Source organism: Tessaracoccus sp. MC1865 (genome assembly GCF_017815535.1).
GTDB lineage: Bacteria > Actinomycetota > Actinomycetes > Propionibacteriales > Propionibacteriaceae > Arachnia.
In genome coordinates, this window is sequence record NZ_CP072596.1 from 1 (window position 1) to 16632 (window position 16632).

A 16632-nucleotide genomic window follows, 5' to 3' on the forward strand; every position below is an offset into this window, starting at 1 on the left:
CTGTCTCCGGTTATCCACAGGCGAGGCAGCATTGGGCTTAGCTCGGGATCAGTTATACCCTCTTGTGGACAACTCTGTGGACGAGTGCGATGTGAGGCGGAAGAACCGCCCGGGAAGTGGGTGAGGTGACTCAATCACCGACGCCAGACCTGGCGGTGCTGTGGGAGGACGTGATCACGTCCGCGGATTTCCCTACTCGCGCCTGGCTACGCCGAACCCGGCCCGTGGACATGCACGGCTCGACGCTGATGCTCGCCGTCGGGGATGAACCCACCCGCGAACGCCTGGAGACGAAACTCCGTCCACAGATCGAGGACCGGCTCAGCGAGTTGTTCGGCCAACCCACCCACCTCGCGGTGATGATCAGCCCCGAACTGGTGCCCGACGAGCCCGCTCCGGCCGCGCCGATGCCGGAGGAACTACCGCCGCAGCCCATGCTGCCGCGTTCGAAGCCCCAGGAGGTGCGGCTGAATCCCCGCTACACCTTCGAGTCCTTCGTCGCCGGCTCGTCGAACCGCTTCGCGCACGCCGCAGCCGCCGCCGTCGCGGAGACCCCCGGCAAGTCCTACAACCCGCTGATGATCTACGGGCCCTCGGGCCTGGGCAAGACGCACCTCCTGCACGCCATCGGCCACTACGTCACCAGCTACTACGAGAACCTCCGAGTGAAGTACGTCTCCACGGAGGAGCTCACCAACGACTTCATCAACGCCATCTCCAACAACCGCACCGCGGAGTTCCGCTCGTCGTACCGCGACGTGGACGTGCTGCTGGTCGACGACATCCAGTTCCTGGAGTCGAAGATCCAGACGCAGGAGGAGTTCTTCCACACGTTCAACACCCTGCACAACGCCCAGAAGCAGATCGTGATGACGTCGGACCGGCCGCCGAAGCTGCTGGAGGCGCTGGAACCCCGGCTGCGCTCGCGCTTCGAATGGGGTCTCATGACCGACATCCAGCCGCCGGACCTCGAGACCCGCATCGCCATCCTCCGCAAGAAGGTCGCCCAACAGCGGCTGACCGCGGGCACCCAGGTGCTGGAACTCATCGCCTCGCGCATCCCCACCAACATCCGCGAGCTCGAAGGCGCCCTCACCCGCGTCGCCGCCCTGGCCAGCCTGAACGCGCAGGAGATCACCGAGGACCTCACGCAGCAGGTCCTCAACGACCTCATGCCCGAGGACGCGGCTCCTGTGGACGCGCAGACGATCATGGCGGCCACGGCCGGCTACTACGGCATCAGCCACGATGACCTGACAGGCGCCAGCCGCGTGGCCACCATCGCCGCGGCCCGCCAAGTGGCGATGTACCTCTGTCGTGAGATGACCGAGTTGTCGCTGCCGAAGATCGGCTCGAAGTTCGGGGGCCGGGACCACTCCACGGTGCTGCATGCCGTGCGGAAGATCACAGAGAAGATCGGCGTGGACAGGGACCTCTACAATCAGGTCACCGAGCTCACGAACCAGATCAAGCAGGCGTGATGGCTGGTCCTCTATACCTCTAGGGGTATAGTCGCAGTGTGAACCAGGAGGCCCCCATGCAGTTGAACCCCGGAGAGATGGAATCCGTCGTCCGCAGACTCAAGCGCGCCCAGGGCCAGCTGGGCGGCATCATCAAGATGATCGAGGACGGTCGCGACTGTGACGACATCGTCACGCAACTGGCCGCCGTGTCCAAGGCCGTCGACCGGGCCGGCTTCTCGACGATCGCCGTCGGTCTGAAGCAGTGCCTCGAGCACCCCGACCAGGGGATGGACCAGGCGAAGATGGAGAAGCTCTTCCTTTCGCTGGCCTGACGGCCCAGCTTGTTTCTGAGCGGCCGCCCCTCAAAGGGGGCGGCCGTTCAGCAACCGCTTTCAGACTCAGCCCCCGGTGCCGGCCTTCCACGTCGTGTACCCGCCGTCGAGGTTCAGCACCCGCCGGTTCCCGAGGATGAACACCGCGGCATGGCTGCGGATACCCACCCCGCAGTGCACGATGAGGTCACCGTCGGGGATCTCATCCATCCGGTCCCGCAGTTCGTCCAGGGGCACATTCACCGCGCCGGTGATGGCGCCGCGCTCGAATTCGCCCGGTGTCCGCACGTCGACGACCGTGGCGCCGGCCTCCTGCGCAGCCTCCACCTCGTGCCACTGGATCGAGTTCTCCAGGCCGCTGAGGCGGTTCTCCGCCACGTACCCCAGCATGTTGACCGCATCCTTGGCAGAACCGAACTGCGGCGCATAGGCCAGCTCCAACTCCGCCAGCTCCGGGGCCTTCAGGCCGCCGGCCATCGCGGTCGCGATCACATCGATGCGTTTGTCGACGCCGGATTCACCCACGCCCTGGGCGCCCAGGATCCTGCCGTCGGCGGGATCCACCAGCAGCTTGAGCGCCATCGTCGCCGCGCCGGGGTAGTAGGTGGCGTGCGAGGCGGGGTGCGTGTGGATGACGAGGTGTTCCTTGCCCACGGCCCTGAGCCGCTTCTCGCTCCAGCCGACGGAGGCCACCTGCAGGCCGAGCAGCCCCACGATCGCCGTGCCCATGACGGGCCGGGCGGGAACGCCGCGGCCCGCGATGTCGTCGGCCACGCGCCTGCCCTGGAGGTTGGCGGTGTTCGCCAGCGGCACCAGCACCGCGTCGTCGTTCAGGGCGTCGTCCTTCTGGACGGCGTCACCGACTGCGTAGATCGAGGAATCCGAGGTCAGGTTGCGGGAGTCGACGACGATGCCACCGAGCGAACCGATGTGCAGCCCGGCGGCCCGGGCCAGTTCGACATCGGGGCGCACGCCGATGGCGGCCACCACGATGTCGGCCGGCAGGTTCGAGCCGTCGGCCAGCGTGACGTCGGACTCGCCGATCGCGGTGACCGCGGAGCCGAGCCGCAGGTCCACACCGTGTTCGCGCAACCGGTCGTGCACCGGGGCCACCATCTCCGGGTCGAGCGGGGCCATCACCTGGTCGAGCGCCTCCACCAGCGCAACCTTCATGCCGCGGTGCAACAGGTTCTCCGTGACCTCCAGGCCGATGAAGCCGCCACCGATGACGACGGCGGTCCCGGCACCCTGCACCGCGGCCACCATGGCGTCGGTGTCCTCGACGTTGCGCAGGGTCAGCGCGCGACCGATGCCCGGGATGGGCGGCTGCACGGGGCGGGCGCCGGGGGAGAGCACGAGCTTGTCATAGCCGAGTTCGGACTCCTCTCCGGTGGCCAGGTCGCACACGACGACCACCTTGCGCGCCCGATCGATCCGCACGGCCTCCGTGCCCACACGCACGTCGATCCGGAACCGCTCCCACAGCGATTCCGGCGTCTGCAACAGCAGGGCCGACCGCTCCTCGATGATGCCGCTCACGTGGTACGGCAGCCCGCAATTCGCAAACGACACATATCCACTCCGCTCGAGGACCACAATCTCCATGTCCTCGTCGAGTCGTCGCAACCTCGTCGCCGCGCTCATTCCGCCGGCGACTCCTCCAACCATCACTGTTCTCACAGGGAAACACTATACCCCCCGGGGTAGATACCCCCAGGGGTATCGTGCTATTGTTCAGGTGTAGCGACCGTCTGCACCTGGCAGGCGCTCAGATTTCGTCGAAAGGACCTCATCCATGTGCCGACCTGTCAACTGCAAAGTTTGCGGCAAGACCACCTGGGCCGGCTGCGGCCAGCACATCTCCGACGTCAAGCGCGGGGTGCCCTCTGCCCAGTGGTGCGACGGGCAGCATCCCGGTGAACAGAAGGTCGGCCTCCTGGGCCGCTTCCTCGGCCGCTGATCTGCCCTGTTCCCGGGTCCGTGCGGCCTGGGGACAACATGTTGACGGCACGCTGTCCCAAGCTGTGGATGGGGGTGTGGATAACTCCACACCCCCATTTTCATCCCCAAATACTCCACGTGTAGTTTCGATCTGCCCACACACCGTCCACAAGCGCCTCACGGGCCTGACAAGCCACGATGCGGGTTATCCCCAGACTCCACAGGCGCTATGAATACATCTGGAATGTAACTACAGAAAGATCATCAAAGCACCGGGTGTGGACAGAGGCTCAGGCCAGTACGCAGAACACCACAAACAAACAGGCACCCGCAGTTACACTCACCTGCGTGACCGACGACGACCGTAGCCGCATTGACGACCACCTCCACCGGGGCATGGAGGCCGAACTGGCCAGCACCCGCGAAGAGCTGACGAAGGCTGCCGCGCACGCTGCCCGCATGGAGGGCGAACTCTTCGCCGTCGCCCAGCGCCTCACGGCCAAGGAGGCCGAACACGAGGCGGCCCTCAAGGCCCTGGCCAAGATGCGCGACGAACTGTTCGAGGCCCGCTCCAAGGTGGAGGAGGCCGAAGGGGAGATCGTCGAACTGAAGAACCGACTCGCCGCAAGCCCTGCGTCGCCGAAGCCGAATCTCGCCGAGCGCGCTGTCCGCAAGGTCGTGCGCACGGTGAAGCGATGACCGACCTCGAGGGCCAGCTCGCCGCGGCCGACTACGTGCTGCTCACGCCGTCGTATCCCAGGCCATGGCGCAGCGGCCGCGAATTCGTCAGGACGCGCGCCAGGGCCTACCAGGAGGCTGGGCTCCACGGCGTCGTTGTGGATTCATCGCTGCGGGCGGGCAGCACCCCCGAGGCCGGCACGGACGGCGAACTGGTGGTGTGGTCGGTGCCGCCGGAGGATCTCCCACGCGTCCTCGACGCCGCGGCCGGCGCCGAGCGGCCGGTGCTCGCGCATTCCCCTGAGCCGAGCACCATCCACGCGCTGCTCGACCGGGTTCCCGCGCAACGCCTGGCCGTCTGGTTCCACGGCTACGAGGTGCGCGACTACCGTCGGCTGGCCGGGAACCACGACAGCCGGGAGCTCGCATCCATCCGCACCGCAAGGGATGAGTTGAACCGCGCCCGGTTCGACGCGGCCGCCAGGCTCTTCACCGACCCTGCGGCCACCGTGGTGTTCGTCTCGGATTTCCAGCGCCAACTGGCCGCCCAGGACGTCGGCGTCGCGGCCGGCAACGCCCAGGTGATCCCCAACCACATCGACGGCGACACCTTCGTGGCCCGGGTGCGGCAGCCCGAAGAAGCGACCCAGCTGCTGCTGCTGCGCAGCTTCGCGGAGCGCAACTACGGCAACGACATCGCACTGCGTGCCCTCGAGGTGCTGGCGGAGGAACCAGGTTTTGCGGAGCTCACCATCACGGTGCGCGGCTTCGGCCGCCGCTTCCGGGACGAGACGGCCGGCCTGCGTCGTCACCGCAACGTGACAGTGGAGGAGCGCTACTCCTCGCCCATCGAGATGGCCGCCGCGCATCAACGGCACGGGGTGTTCCTCTGCCCGACACGCTTCGACACCCAGGGCGTGATGCTCGGCGAGGCGATGGCCAGCGGCATGGTCACCATCACCAACCCGGTGGCCGCCATCCCCGAATTCACCGACGACGCCTCGAGCCTGCTGCCCCGCGCTGAGGACCCGTGGGCCTTCGCCGAGGCGATCCGCCACCTGCTGGTCAATCGCCACCGGATGCCCGAACTGTCCGTGGCCGCCGCCGAACGGGTGCGCGCCCAGTGCGGGCGCGCCGCCACCATTGACCGCGAAATCGACCTCATCGGAGGCCTGTCCGCATGACGCACCGCACCCCGGTCCTGATCTCCGACGACCCGATCGCCGCCCATATCGCCGGCGCCCGTGGCTGGAAGGTGCTGAAGCGCGACGGTCAACTCCTGCGCTTCGCCGGGCTGGACCCGGCCCAGACGCTGGCCCTGCCGCCGCTGCCGTTCAGCGTCCACGACGGATCCCTCGACGCCGCCACCGTCGGTGGGTGGGACAACGTGCTCAACTGGCTCCAGAAGCACATTCACGAGCCGATGCCCGTCGTCGCGCCGGACGAATGGGCGGCGGAGCTGGCCCTGTGGGCAGCAGCCTCCCGCGGTTGGCCGTTCGGCGTCTGGATCGACGGGGCACCGCCGCTGCACACGCCCGCGGCCGCGGCCTGCATGTTGGCCAACGAGGGCCTGTTCGCGCCCAAACCGGAGGCGCTCACGGACCTGGCGAAGAGGTGGAAGGAACCGTTCACGGAACTGCCCGCCACGCCGCTCATCGACGTGGACCCGAGGCCCGCCCCGCGCGAGGAGCCCCGCGATCCCGGGGTCACCCGCGTGCTGGTCGTCAGCCACCACGACGAACCAGCGCTCACGACAAACCCCGGCCTCGCCGTCGACCTCGTCACCGCGGTGCGTCGGCCGGGGGCCGGTGAACGCACCCACTACGTGCCGGACCTCGGCGCCCCCGGCCTGACGAACTCGCCCGGCGCGCTGCCGGCGTGGGCGGCCATCGCGTTGGCTGGCGACCGCGAGCGGCCCGTGGCCGCCTCGGACCACATCGGTGGCTACTGGCGCTGGCAGTTGGAGAAGTACTTCGAGGCCAGGGCGGACCACTACGACGTGGTCTACCTCACCGGCGAGCAGTACGTGGCGGCGGATTTCGCGGTGTACGCCAAGCGGCGCTGGTACGCCCGGATCATCGACGGCACCACCGCCACCCAGCGGTACTCGTCGGAGGCCGAGCAGGAGCAGGTCGCCTACGACTCCGCCGGCTGGGCGATGCAGGTCGACGCGGTGCTGGGCGGGGAGGAGTCGCCCCAGGAGATCGCCGCCCTGGCGCTCAGCCTCGGTGAGCACGCTTTCCCGACAAGCTAGTCTCGAATGGTGAGCATCGCAGCGCGGGCCGAGGGCCTCACCAAGATCTACGGGACCGGCTCTGCCGTCGTGACGGCACTGTCCTCTGTGGATTTCGAGATCCGCGCGGGCGAATTCACCGCCATCATGGGCCCGTCGGGATCCGGCAAGTCCACCCTGATGCACCTGATGGCCGCCCTTGACACACCGACGGCGGGCGAGGTCTGGATCGGCGACACCGCCGTCGGCCCGCTCGGCGACACCCCGCTGACTGAGCTGCGCCGCGACCGCATCGGCTTCATCTTCCAGGCGTTCAACCTGGTGCCCACGTTGACGGCCCGCGAGAACATCACGCTGCCGCTGGCGATCGCCGGCAAGAAGGTCGACGCGGAGTGGTTCGACCGCATCGTCGACGTGCTGGGCCTGGCGGACCGGCTCACCCACAAGCCGTCGGAGCTCTCCGGCGGCCAGCAACAGCGGGTGGCGTGCGCCCGGGCCCTGATGAACCGCCCGGACATCGTGTTCGGCGATGAGCCCACCGGCAACCTGGACTCCACGTCGGCCGCGGAGGTGCTGGGCTTCCTCCGGCGCTCCGTGGACGAGTTCGGCCAAACGGTGGTCATGGTCACCCATGACGCCCACGCCGCCAGTTACGCGGACCGCACCGTGTTCCTCTCCGACGGCCGCATCGTCCACGAGATGCGCGGCGCCACGCAGGATCAGCTGCTCAGCGCGATGGCCACGCTCTACCCCCGCCACGACCAGCCCGCCGCGGCTGGCCCGGTGGTGTACCGGGACGGGACCGCCGCCTCCATGAACGCTCCGGTCGGTGACGAGGTCGAGGGAGAATCCACCGTCGAACGCTCCATCGCCCGCCGCGCCCTGCTGGACTGACCCATGCTGCGGGCCACCCTGAAATCCGTCTGGGCGCGCAAGGTGCGCCTCATCATGAGCGCCCTGTCGATCGTGCTCGGAGTGGCGTTCGTCGCGGGATCGCTCATGTTCACCAACATGCTGTCATCCAGCTTCGACTCCCTGGTCAAAGGGTCGCTGGCAGATGTCAACGTCTCGTTCGAGGCCACCGGCATCTCGGGGTTCGAGAACAACCCCGGCGTCCCGCCCGCGTTGTTGACGGAGGAGGATGTCGCCGCCGTCGAGGCGATCGACGGGGTGGTGCGCGTCGAGCCCATGGTGTCGAACACGCAGGTGTACCCCCTCGACGAAGACGGCCGCGTGCTGGCCTTCTCGGGGGCTCCGGGCTTGGGCATGAACTGGCAGGACGCCACGTCCTCCGACGGTGTGGCCGGCGCCCGGATCATCGATGGCCGTGCCCCCACCGCCGGCGACGAGGTGGTCCTCGACCCCGCCACCGCGGCACGCGGGGGGTACGTGATCGGCGAGACGCTCGATGTCGCCACCCCGCGCACCGGCATCCGCTCCTACACGCTGGTCGGCACCGGCACGTACGGCGCGGGCAGCACCGTCGGCGCGAGCTACCTGTTCTTCACCCTCCCCGAGATCCAGGAGATCGCACAGGAGGGGCGGCCCGGTTCGTACGCCATGTGGGTCCAGACCACCCCGGAGGCGGACGCCGACGCCGTGGCAGACGCAGTCCAGGAGGTGCTCCCCGACGGATTCGTCGCCGAGACGGGGGATGAGCTGGCCGAGGGCATCGAGGAGCAACTCAACGTCGGGCTGGGCTTCGTCAACATCTTCCTGCTGGTCTTCGCGGGGATCGCCCTGCTCGTGGCGGCGCTGCTGATCCTCAACACGTTCTCGATCCTGGTGGCGCAGCGGGCGCGCGAGCTGGCCCTGTACCGCGCCATCGGCGCCACCCGCCGCCAGGTGAGCGGGACGGTGCTGATCGAGGCGCTGTTCATCGGCTTGATCGGCGCCACCCTGGGCCTGGCCGTCGGCTACGGCCTCGCCTGGGGCATCCTCGGACTGATGCGCGCCTTCGGCATCGACCCCGGAGACATCACGCCGACGGTCACCTCCTCGGCCGTCATCGCGTCCTACGCCATCGGCGTCGTCATCACGCTCATCGCCGCCTACCTACCCGCCCGCCGCGCGTCGCAGACCCGCCCAGTGGAAGCCATGACCAGCGCCGCCCAGTCCGGGCCCGAGCGCCTCGGCGGTCTCCCACTGCTCGGGGTGGCGCTGATCGAGTTGGGCGTGGCCGCCATGGTGATCGCGCTGTGGCTCGACGTGCCGCAGCCGCTCATCTGGTTCGGCGCCGGGGCCGCCGCGCTGCTGATCGGCATGGTGATCGCCGCGGCCGTCATCGGGGCGCCGCTGATCTGGCTCTTCGGCAGGGGCTTCCGCCTGCTGTTCGGGGAGGTGGGCAAGCTGGCGCAGCTGAACTCCGTGCGCCAGCCCCGCCGCACCGCGGCCACCGCCGCGACCCTGATGATCGGCCTTGCGCTGGTGTCCACCGTCGCCATCCTGGCCGCGAGCACCACCACGTCGCTGCGCAACCAGCTCACCGAGGACCAGCGCGGCGACTTCGTCATCGCTCCGCTCGCCTACCAGCCCTTCGACGCAAAGCTCTTCGAGGCCGCCAGGGAGGTCGACGGCGTGTCCGAGGTGTACGCCGGGTACCGCGGTGCGGCGCAGGTCGCGGGGATCGACGAGCCCACTAGCCTGTTCGGCCTGACACCTGAGGGCCTGGAGCGGGGCACCAGCCTGGACGTGACCGTCGGGTCGCTGAGCGAGCAGGGCGGCGAGCCGCCCGTCGTGCTGTCGGCGGACTACGCCAATGAACACGGCTTCACGCTCGGCGAGGTCATCGACCTGGTCGGCCCCACGGGCACTGCCGCCGTGCTGGTCACCGGCCTGCACGAGGAGGGCGCGGCGCTCCCCATCGGCGACATCGTGGTGACCCCGGACACGTTCGCGGAGGTCGCCGATGCGTCGATGGTCCAGCAACTGGTGGTCTTCATCGACGACGACGCGGACCCGGCCGCGGTCAGGGCCGGGCTCGAGGAGGTCACCGAGGAGGTGCCCACCGTCGTGGTGTCGGACGTACAGGAGTTCGTGGAGAGCCGCGTGGCGCAGTTCGACCAGATCTTCGCCACCCTGTACGCGCTGCTCGCGCTCGCCGTGGTGATCTCGGTGCTGGGGATCGTCAACACCCTCGGCCTGTCCGTCATGGAACGGGTGCGCGAGGTGGGGCTCCTCAGGGCCGTCGGCATGACCAGGCCCCAGGTGCGGCGGATGGTCACGCTCGAGGCCGTGCTCGTCGCGACGCTGGGCGCCGTGCTGGGTGTCGTGCTGGGGGTGGCGTTCGGCGCGGCGCTCGTGACGCTCCTGCGCGACCAGGGCATCGGCACGTTGGTCATCCCCTGGGTGCAGTTGCTGATCTTCGTGGTGGTCGCCGCCGCCGTGGGCGTCCTCGCGGCCATCGCCCCCGCCCGCCGGGCCAGCCGGCTGGCCATCCTCGACTCCATCGCCGTCGACTGACGACGCGTTCAACCAACGTCTGGGTATGATGCTGGCGACGAGCTTTTTGGGTAGAACGACAAAGGTGTGACACGTGAAGATTCGAGTTGAACGCGAGGCGCTAGCCGACGCCGTGGCATGGGTGGCGCGCAGCCTCCCCAACCGCCCCACCGCTCCCATCCTGGCAGGCATGCTGCTGGAGGCGGACGGCGACGGCCTGACGCTGAGCAGTTTTGACTCCACCACGTCGGCCAAGGTCACGCTCCCGGCCCAGGTGAGCGACGAGGGCCAGGTGCTGGTCTCCGGCCGCCTGCTCTCCGACATCGCGCGTTCGTTGCCGAACAAGCCGGTGGACCTCAATGCAGACCACACCAAGGTGGAGCTGACCTGCGGTTCCGCCCGGTTCACGCTGCAGACGCTGCCCGTCGACGAGTACCCCACCCTGCCGGACATGCCCACGCAGACCGGCACCGTGGACGCGGCCGTCTTCGAGAAGGCCGTCGGCCAGGTGTTCGTGGCCGCGGGCCGCGACGAGCTCCTCAACGTGTTCACCGGCGTGAAGATGGAGATCGACGGAGAGAACCTCTCGCTGCTCGCCACAGACCGCTACCGAATGGCGCTGAAGGAACTCACCTGGAACCCCACCAGCCCGGGCCTCGAGGGCAACGTGCTGGTGCCGGGCAAGGTGCTGGCTGACACTGCCAAGTCCATGACCTCCGGCGACACCGTCACCATCTCGCTGTCCACCACGGAGGCCGAGGGCGAAGGCCTCGCCGGCTTCGTCGGTGAGGGTTCGAAGGGTTCGCGCCAGGCCACCACGCGCCTGCTCAGCCAGGCGTTCCCCAAGGTGCGCCACCTCATGGACGTCTCCGCCACGGTCAGCGTCCGCATCGACACCGCAGACCTGCTGGCCGCGGTCAAGCGCGTCGCCCTCGTCGCGGAACGCAACACGCCGCTGCGCATGCGCATCAACGAAGACCACATCACGCTCGAGGCCGCCACGGGGGACCAGGCGCAGGCCGTGGAGGCCATCGACGCGCAGATCGAGGTCGTCGGCGACGAGCAGTCCATCACGGATGCGGGATTCAACCCGCACTACCTGCTGGATGCGCTCACCGCGCTCGACGCACCGTTCGCGCACTTCTCGTTCACGCTGCCCGGCAAGCCTTGCCTGATCATGGGCCTGCCCAGCATCGATGCGGACCCGTTGGGCGATTACCGCCACGTCATCATGCTGATGCGCCTGCCCAGCTGACGTGTTCGTCACTGAGCTCGCGCTTGCTGATTTCCGGAACTACCACGAGGCCCACCTCGAGCTGACCTCCGGCGTCACGGTCTTCGTCGGCGCCAACGGCCAGGGCAAGACCAACCTGGTCGAGGCCATCGAGTACCTGTCAACCATGTCGTCGCACCGCGTGTCGATGACGGCGCCGCTGATCCGCGCCGGTGCGGCGTCGGCGATCATCAGGGCCAGGGTGCAGGCCGCCCGCGACGACGACCGGTTGATCTGGCTCGAGCTCGAAGTGGTGCCCGGCAAATCGAACGTGGCCCGGCTCAACCGGGCGCCGCTGCAGCGCCCGCGTGAGTTGGTGGGGGCGCTTCGCACCGTCGTGTTCTCCCCCATGGACATCGCCATCGTCCGGGGAGACCCGTCGGACCGTCGCGGATGGCTCGACTCGCTCGTCGTGACCCGGTGGCCGCGCATGGCCGGGGTGAAGCAGGATTTCGACAGGGTGCTGCGGCAACGCAACGCGCTGCTGAAGTCGATGTCCGGTCGCTCCCAGGTGTCGCAGGGCGGGGACGAGGACGTCACGCTCGCCGTGTGGAACGAGCAGCTCGCGGCGCTGGGCGCCGAGCTCCTGCACGCCCGGCTCGACACTCTGGCCGATGTGCTGCCCTACGCCCAGCGCGCGTACGAGACCATCGCGCCGAAGAACAACCAGATCGACGCGGTCTACAAGAGCGGTCTCGACCTGGCCGATGTGGCGGGGTCCGAGGACGTGCGGGCGGAGCTGCAGCGCAGGCTGCTCGAGGCGATGGACCGGCTGCGCGGAGATGAACTGCACCGCGGGATGACGCTGGTGGGGCCGCAGCGCGACGACGTGGAGTTGTCCATCGGGGACCTTCCGGCGAAGGGGTACGCGTCGCACGGGGAGTCCTGGTCGCTGGCCCTGTCACTGCGGTTGGGTGGCTTCTCCCTGGTGCGTGACGACGGCACGGAGCCGGTGCTGGTGCTGGACGACGTGTTCGCCGAACTCGACGTGACCCGACGCGAGCGGCTGGGTGCCGCCATCGCCGACGCCGAGCAGGTGCTGATCACGGCCGCCGTGGGCGCCGACGTGCCGGACTTCCCGGCCGAGCGCCGGTTCACGGTGAGCGCCGGCACCGTGGCCCCCGCCCAGGATGCGCAGTCCGGATTGTCCGATCAACCCGAGGAATCGCGGGGCTGAAAGGGCCGGGGGTACCGTGATCTGGTTGACGCCGGGCAGGGGCCCGGCGGGAAGGTACCCCACATGATCATCGACACCCTCGACCACAGGTCGCGCTACGCGGACATTCCCGGATTGGCGCAGATCCTCGACACCATCATGGGCCTCGACACCGATGTCGAGCCCGGCACCATCGAGCTCGCCGACGAGATCGGCGCGGTCAACATCTTCTCGTATGACGCTGCCGACCCGGAGGTGAAGACCCAGTTCGAGGCGCACCGTCGCTTCGCCGACGTGCACGTGGTCCTCGAGGGCGAGGAGACCGTCAAGCTCGCGGCGCTCGACGCGCTGACCCCGGCGACCGAGTTCGACGAGGAGACCGATTTCGGACTCCACGAGGGCCCGACCACCGTCACCGTCAACCTGCAGCCGGGCTGGTTCGTCGTCGCGTTCCCCAACGACGCGCACCTCCCCGGTGTCTGGACCGACGGTCCCAGCCGCGTGCTGAAGGCCGTGGGCAAACTCCGCGTCGCCTGACCCCCAAAGCGTCACCCTCCGTCCTGCCGGGGGCTAACCTGGCAGGTAGGAGGCGTGACATGGCGAAGAAGCGTGACATGGCGAAGAAGAAGTTCGAGGAGCTCCCTGGTTGGGCGCGGGTCCTGATGGGGCTCGGCGGAACCGCCGACGTGGTGCTGCGCATCGCGGCCATGATCGATGTCGCCAGGCGCGACAAGGACGAGGTCAACGGCCCCAAGGCCGTCTGGCTGCCCGCGCTGGGCGCCGTCAGTTCGATGGGTCTGCTGCCGCTGGCGTACTTCCGCTGGGGTCGCCGGGGGCCTGCGAAGTAGCAGGGCGGAGGGGCATGGTATTCATGTCCCTATGCGTCACTCCCGCCTCGCCCTCGCCGCCGTCGTCGCGCTTGCCCTGAGCGCCTGTTCCGGCGCGACGGCGCCTCCAGCGCCGGAGCCCACCACCGCCTCCGCAGAGGCTTCGACCAATGCGTCGCCCTCCCAGAAGGCCGTGCCGGTCGAGTTGCCCGACACCCCCGTCGGCGAAGCGGCACAGTGGGTGCTGGACCTGCTTGCGGCCGACGCCGGGCCCACCGCCGAGGAGGCGGAGGAGCGGCTGGGCGACGAGTTCCTCGGCCAGGTGCCCGCAGACCAGGTCGGGCAGGTGTTCGCGCAGCTCCGCGAGGAGGGCCCCTTCACGCTGGTCAGCTGGGACGGCACCGACACCCAGGGCACGGCGGAACTCGATTCGCCGGCCACGCCCGTGTTGATGATGATCGCGCTCAAGGACGGCAAGATCGATGGCCTCATGTTCGTGCCCAACGAGAAGGCGCCGGAGATCCAGACCCCGGCGGAGGCGTCCCAGTTGCTGCTCGACAAGGCGCCCACCTCGTCGTTCCTGCTCGCGGAGGTGACCCGCACGGGCGATACCCCGGAGTGCACGCCCATCGAACAGCGCGACGCCGACACGGTGTTGCCGATCGCCTCGATGTTCAAGCTCTACGTGCTGGGCGCGGTCGCCACGGCCGTCGAGAACGGCACGTTGACGTGGGAGCAGGAGTTGACGCTCACCGAAAGTGTCAAGTCGCTGCCCACCGGCAGCCTGCGCAACGAACCGGCCGGCACGGAGGTCACCGTCGAGAAGGCAGCGCTGGAGATGATCTCCAACAGCGACAACACCGCCGCGGACCTCCTCCTCGACGCCGTGGGGCGCGAGGCCGTGGAGGCCGAGCTGGAGACGATGGGGCACCACGCCCCGGAGCTCAACCGGCCGTTCCTCACCACCCGCGAGGCCTTCCAGATGGGTGGCGACCAGGGCATCCGCGCCAAGTGGGCGGCCGCCTCCAACGGCTACGACGACGCCACCGAGGCGGTCTCCGAGGCCCAACGCGCTGTCCTCTCCGGCCTGCCTGAGTGGGACCTGACCTACGACGAGACCACCATGGGCAGCCCGTTCTGGGACGAGGGGATCGACTGGTACGCCACCGCCGCGGACCTCTGCGCGGCCCACGTCAACCTCCAGCAGCGCGCTGCCACGGAGCCGGGCAAGCCCGTGCGCGGCATCCTGGCCGCCTACCCGGGCATAGAGGTGCCCGGCGCGGTGTACATCGGCTTCAAGGGGGGCTCGGTGCCCGGTGCGCTCGGCCTGTCGTTCTACGTGGAGGGGCCGGAGAAGATCCGGGTCCTGGTGCTACAGAGCGCCGGCGACAGCCCGGAATCGGTGCCGCAGCCCAGCTGGATGGCCAGCCTCGCCGAGAACACCCTGGGGTAGGTCCCGCTCGGGAACGTCGCTGCGGAGACTAGGCTGGCCCTATGTCCGAGCCGCATGATCCCACGGGGCTCGAGTTGGCGTCGGAAATCGCCCGCGCCACCGTCGAGGCCTCTGAATACGGCGTCGTGCTGCCCGAACCCGCCGCGCCGCGCACCCCGCGGCGCACGAGGCGGGTGTTCGAGCAGGAGCGCAGCGGCGCGCACCCGGACGACCGCGACCCCAAGCTCGTCGGCGATGTGCTGAACGAGGTGGTGCGCAAGCGGGGATGGAAGCCGCGGATCAACCTGTCGACCGTGTTGCGTCGCTGGCCCGAGCTGGTGGGCGAGTCGAACGCCGCGCACTCCAAACCGGTGAACTATGACGCGGGGGTGCTGATCGTCGACTGCGACTCGACGGCGTGGGCCACCGCCATGCGGTACGCCGCGTCCCAGTTGGTGGCCAAACTCAACGCGGCGCTGGGCGAGCAGACCGTCCTGCGCGTCGAGTTCCGCGGCCCGAAGGCCCCCAGCTGGAAGAAGGGGCTGCGGTCCGTCCAAGGCCGGGGACCCCGCGACACCTACGGCTGAGCCGCCGTCCGCCAGGCCGGGTCGACGGGGACCAGGGTCACGTCGGAGAGCCTCCCCGCATCGACGGTGGCGGTCATGAAGGTGCCCACCGGCTGTCTGCGACGGTCGGTGGGGGAGCCGGGGTTCAGCAGCCGCATCCCCGCCGGTGTGACGGTGTCCCAGGGGATGTGGGAGTGGCCGAAGACCAGGACGTCGGTGTCCGGGAAGGCGGTGTCCATCCGTTTCTCGCGCCCAACCGCCGGCCCCGTCTCATGGACGACGGCGAAGCGGACGCCCTCGATGACCGTCCGGGCGACTTCGGGGAGTCGCTGACGCAGGACCGCGTCGTCGTTGTTGCCGTGCACGCCGACGTGACGCCCGCCGGCCCGGCGCTCCACCTCGTCGAGGAGCGCCGGCTCGACCCAGTCGCCCGCGTGGAGGACGACGTCGGCGGCCTCGATGGCTGCCCAGAGCTCCGGCGGAAGGTCGCGGGCACGCTTGGGCAGGTGCGTGTCGGCGAGGATCACCAGCTTGTGCATGTCGCCATCGTAAGTGGGCGCACGGAAGCAGTGCTGTACTGGTCCGATGAAGATCACGGTCACCGGAAGCAGCCGGATCAAGGTGCGCGCCGAGTGCGCACGGGTGTCCTTCTCCGTCGCACGACGGGGTGCGGCGCACGACGTCGTGATCGGCGAGGTCTCGGCCGTGGCCAAGCAGGTCCGGACGCTCCTCGACGAACTGACTCCTGAGGATGACGGCGATCAGGCCCACCTGTCGGGCCTCCGCACGTGGACCGACTTCTCGGGCGCGGGCGAGCCCGTGCATGTCGCCCAACTGGACGGCTCCGTGATCGTCTGGGAGCTTGACGACCTCGGCGACTTCCTCGGCCGCTTCGCCGCTGTGGATGGCGTCACCGTCGACAACGTCGAGTGGAGACTTACCCAGGACACCCGGGACGCCATCGAGCCCGAGGCCATCCGCGACGCCTTCCAGGATGCGCGGCAGCGGGCCAGGTGGATCGCCGAGGCGGCCGGACGGCGGGCTCCGGAGCCGGTTGCCATCACCGACGGCGGCGCACCGCCGTCGCTGCACTACAAGCAGGCGCTCCTGCGGGCCGACGGCACCGCCGCCCTCGACCTGGATCTCGACCCCGTCGACGTGGAGATCAGCGTCGCGCTCACCGTCGAGTTCGAGGCCGCCGAGGGCTGATTCCCGGGATCTGCGGGCATTATCGCCACCTTTCCCCTCCTGGCACTGCGATTGAGCTGAATTACACGCCGTGGATTCTCA

17 protein-coding genes are annotated in these 16632 nt (G+C 69.0%); 15 read left to right on the plus strand and 2 right to left on the minus strand.

Annotated elements, in window-relative coordinates:
- Positions 1–125 precede the first annotated feature (125 nt).
- Together dnaA and J7D54_RS00010 are read left to right on the plus strand one after the other, a co-directional pair.
- The gene (gene dnaA, locus J7D54_RS00005; protein ID WP_370585835.1) at positions 126–1481 is read left to right on the plus strand and encodes a chromosomal replication initiator protein DnaA; all 1356 of its coding nucleotides are present in this window, start codon (positions 126–128) and stop codon (positions 1479–1481) included.
- Between the two features lie 56 nt (positions 1482–1537).
- Positions 1538–1795 carry a metal-sensitive transcriptional regulator gene (locus J7D54_RS00010; protein ID WP_182763361.1) on the plus strand — a complete coding sequence of 86 codons (258 nt, stop codon included), beginning with the start codon at positions 1538–1540 and terminating at the stop codon, positions 1793–1795.
- A 66-nt stretch (positions 1796–1861) separates the two neighbouring features.
- Here the strand turns inward: J7D54_RS00010 and J7D54_RS00015 are convergent, their stop codons facing one another.
- Positions 1862–3463: an FAD-dependent oxidoreductase gene (locus tag J7D54_RS00015; RefSeq protein WP_220486252.1), complete on the minus strand. Its 1602-nt coding sequence runs from the start codon at positions 3461–3463 to the stop codon at positions 1862–1864.
- Between the two features lie 127 nt (positions 3464–3590).
- On the opposite strand from J7D54_RS00015, the gene J7D54_RS00020 reads away from it, so the two are divergent.
- From J7D54_RS00020 to J7D54_RS00075, 12 genes are all read left to right on the plus strand, one after another.
- On the plus strand, positions 3591–3755 hold the full coding sequence (locus J7D54_RS00020) for a hypothetical protein (RefSeq protein WP_182763093.1): 165 nt from the start codon (positions 3591–3593) through the stop codon (positions 3753–3755).
- Positions 3756–4084: 329 nt separating this feature from the next.
- On the plus strand, positions 4085–4435 hold the full coding sequence (locus J7D54_RS00025; protein WP_182763092.1) for a hypothetical protein: 351 nt from the start codon (positions 4085–4087) through the stop codon (positions 4433–4435).
- Positions 4432–5598, plus strand: coding sequence for a glycosyltransferase family 4 protein (locus tag J7D54_RS00030; protein ID WP_182763091.1), 1167 nt, complete (start codon positions 4432–4434; stop codon positions 5596–5598). The genes J7D54_RS00025 and J7D54_RS00030 overlap by 4 nt, the downstream gene beginning before the upstream one ends.
- Entirely contained in the window at positions 5595–6668 is a 1074-nt protein-coding gene (locus J7D54_RS00035) for a hypothetical protein (protein WP_182763090.1), read from the plus strand. The genes J7D54_RS00030 and J7D54_RS00035 overlap by 4 nt, the downstream gene beginning before the upstream one ends.
- A gap of 6 nt (positions 6669–6674) precedes the next feature.
- A complete protein-coding gene (locus J7D54_RS00040; protein WP_182763089.1) occupies positions 6675–7541 on the plus strand; it encodes an ABC transporter ATP-binding protein in 867 nt (288 codons plus the stop codon).
- Between the two features lie 3 nt (positions 7542–7544).
- Positions 7545–10109: an ABC transporter permease gene (locus tag J7D54_RS00045; RefSeq protein ID WP_182763088.1), complete on the plus strand. Its 2565-nt coding sequence runs from the start codon at positions 7545–7547 to the stop codon at positions 10107–10109.
- A 73-nt stretch (positions 10110–10182) separates the two neighbouring features.
- On the plus strand, positions 10183–11343 hold the full coding sequence (gene dnaN / locus J7D54_RS00050) for a DNA polymerase III subunit beta (RefSeq protein WP_182763087.1): 1161 nt from the start codon (positions 10183–10185) through the stop codon (positions 11341–11343).
- A 1-nt stretch (position 11344) separates the two neighbouring features.
- Entirely contained in the window at positions 11345–12538 is a 1194-nt protein-coding gene (gene recF / locus J7D54_RS00055) for a DNA replication/repair protein RecF (RefSeq protein ID WP_182763086.1), read from the plus strand.
- Between the two features lie 63 nt (positions 12539–12601).
- The gene (locus J7D54_RS00060; RefSeq protein ID WP_182763085.1) at positions 12602–13054 is read left to right on the plus strand and encodes a YhcH/YjgK/YiaL family protein; all 453 of its coding nucleotides are present in this window, start codon (positions 12602–12604) and stop codon (positions 13052–13054) included.
- A 59-nt stretch (positions 13055–13113) separates the two neighbouring features.
- A complete protein-coding gene (locus J7D54_RS00065) occupies positions 13114–13365 on the plus strand; it encodes a hypothetical protein (RefSeq protein WP_182763084.1) in 252 nt (83 codons plus the stop codon).
- A 31-nt stretch (positions 13366–13396) separates the two neighbouring features.
- Entirely contained in the window at positions 13397–14797 is a 1401-nt protein-coding gene (locus tag J7D54_RS00070; protein WP_182763083.1) for a serine hydrolase, read from the plus strand.
- A gap of 41 nt (positions 14798–14838) precedes the next feature.
- Positions 14839–15363, plus strand: coding sequence for a DUF721 domain-containing protein (locus J7D54_RS00075; RefSeq protein WP_182763082.1), 525 nt, complete (start codon positions 14839–14841; stop codon positions 15361–15363).
- On the opposite strand, the gene J7D54_RS00080 is transcribed toward J7D54_RS00075, so the two are convergent.
- Positions 15354–15881 carry a metallophosphoesterase gene (locus J7D54_RS00080; RefSeq protein WP_182763081.1) on the minus strand — a complete coding sequence of 176 codons (528 nt, stop codon included), beginning with the start codon at positions 15879–15881 and terminating at the stop codon, positions 15354–15356. The two genes, J7D54_RS00075 and J7D54_RS00080, sit on opposite strands and share 10 nt — an antisense overlap.
- A gap of 46 nt (positions 15882–15927) precedes the next feature.
- Here J7D54_RS00080 and J7D54_RS00085 point away from each other — a divergent pair, with 46 nt between their 5' ends.
- A complete protein-coding gene (locus J7D54_RS00085; protein WP_182763080.1) occupies positions 15928–16551 on the plus strand; it encodes an SIMPL domain-containing protein in 624 nt (207 codons plus the stop codon).
- Positions 16552–16632: the final 81 nt, after the last annotated feature.

What these genes read in the sequence shown, in the direction of transcription:
- J7D54_RS00040 (WP_182763089.1), top strand. Translation starts at nt 6,675, where the DNA reads ATGGTGAGCATCGCAGCGCGGGCCGAGGGCCTCACCAAGATCTACGGG.
- J7D54_RS00065 (WP_182763084.1), top strand. Translation starts at nt 13,114, where the DNA reads ATGGCGAAGAAGCGTGACATGGCGAAGAAGAAGTTCGAGGAGCTCCCT.
- J7D54_RS00070 (WP_182763083.1), top strand. Translation starts at nt 13,397, where the DNA reads ATGCGTCACTCCCGCCTCGCCCTCGCCGCCGTCGTCGCGCTTGCCCTG.
- J7D54_RS00080 (WP_182763081.1), bottom strand. Translation starts at nt 15,881, where the DNA reads ATGCACAAGCTGGTGATCCTCGCCGACACGCACCTGCCCAAGCGTGCC.
- J7D54_RS00035 (WP_182763090.1), top strand. Translation starts at nt 5,595, where the DNA reads ATGACGCACCGCACCCCGGTCCTGATCTCCGACGACCCGATCGCCGCC.
- J7D54_RS00015 (WP_220486252.1), bottom strand. Translation starts at nt 3,463, where the DNA reads ATGGTTGGAGGAGTCGCCGGCGGAATGAGCGCGGCGACGAGGTTGCGA.
- J7D54_RS00085 (WP_182763080.1), top strand. Translation starts at nt 15,928, where the DNA reads ATGAAGATCACGGTCACCGGAAGCAGCCGGATCAAGGTGCGCGCCGAG.
- J7D54_RS00020 (WP_182763093.1), top strand. Translation starts at nt 3,591, where the DNA reads ATGTGCCGACCTGTCAACTGCAAAGTTTGCGGCAAGACCACCTGGGCC.
- J7D54_RS00030 (WP_182763091.1), top strand. Translation starts at nt 4,432, where the DNA reads ATGACCGACCTCGAGGGCCAGCTCGCCGCGGCCGACTACGTGCTGCTC.
- J7D54_RS00010 (WP_182763361.1), top strand. Translation starts at nt 1,538, where the DNA reads ATGCAGTTGAACCCCGGAGAGATGGAATCCGTCGTCCGCAGACTCAAG.
- J7D54_RS00075 (WP_182763082.1), top strand. Translation starts at nt 14,839, where the DNA reads ATGTCCGAGCCGCATGATCCCACGGGGCTCGAGTTGGCGTCGGAAATC.
- J7D54_RS00060 (WP_182763085.1), top strand. Translation starts at nt 12,602, where the DNA reads ATGATCATCGACACCCTCGACCACAGGTCGCGCTACGCGGACATTCCC.
- J7D54_RS00045 (WP_182763088.1), top strand. Translation starts at nt 7,545, where the DNA reads ATGCTGCGGGCCACCCTGAAATCCGTCTGGGCGCGCAAGGTGCGCCTC.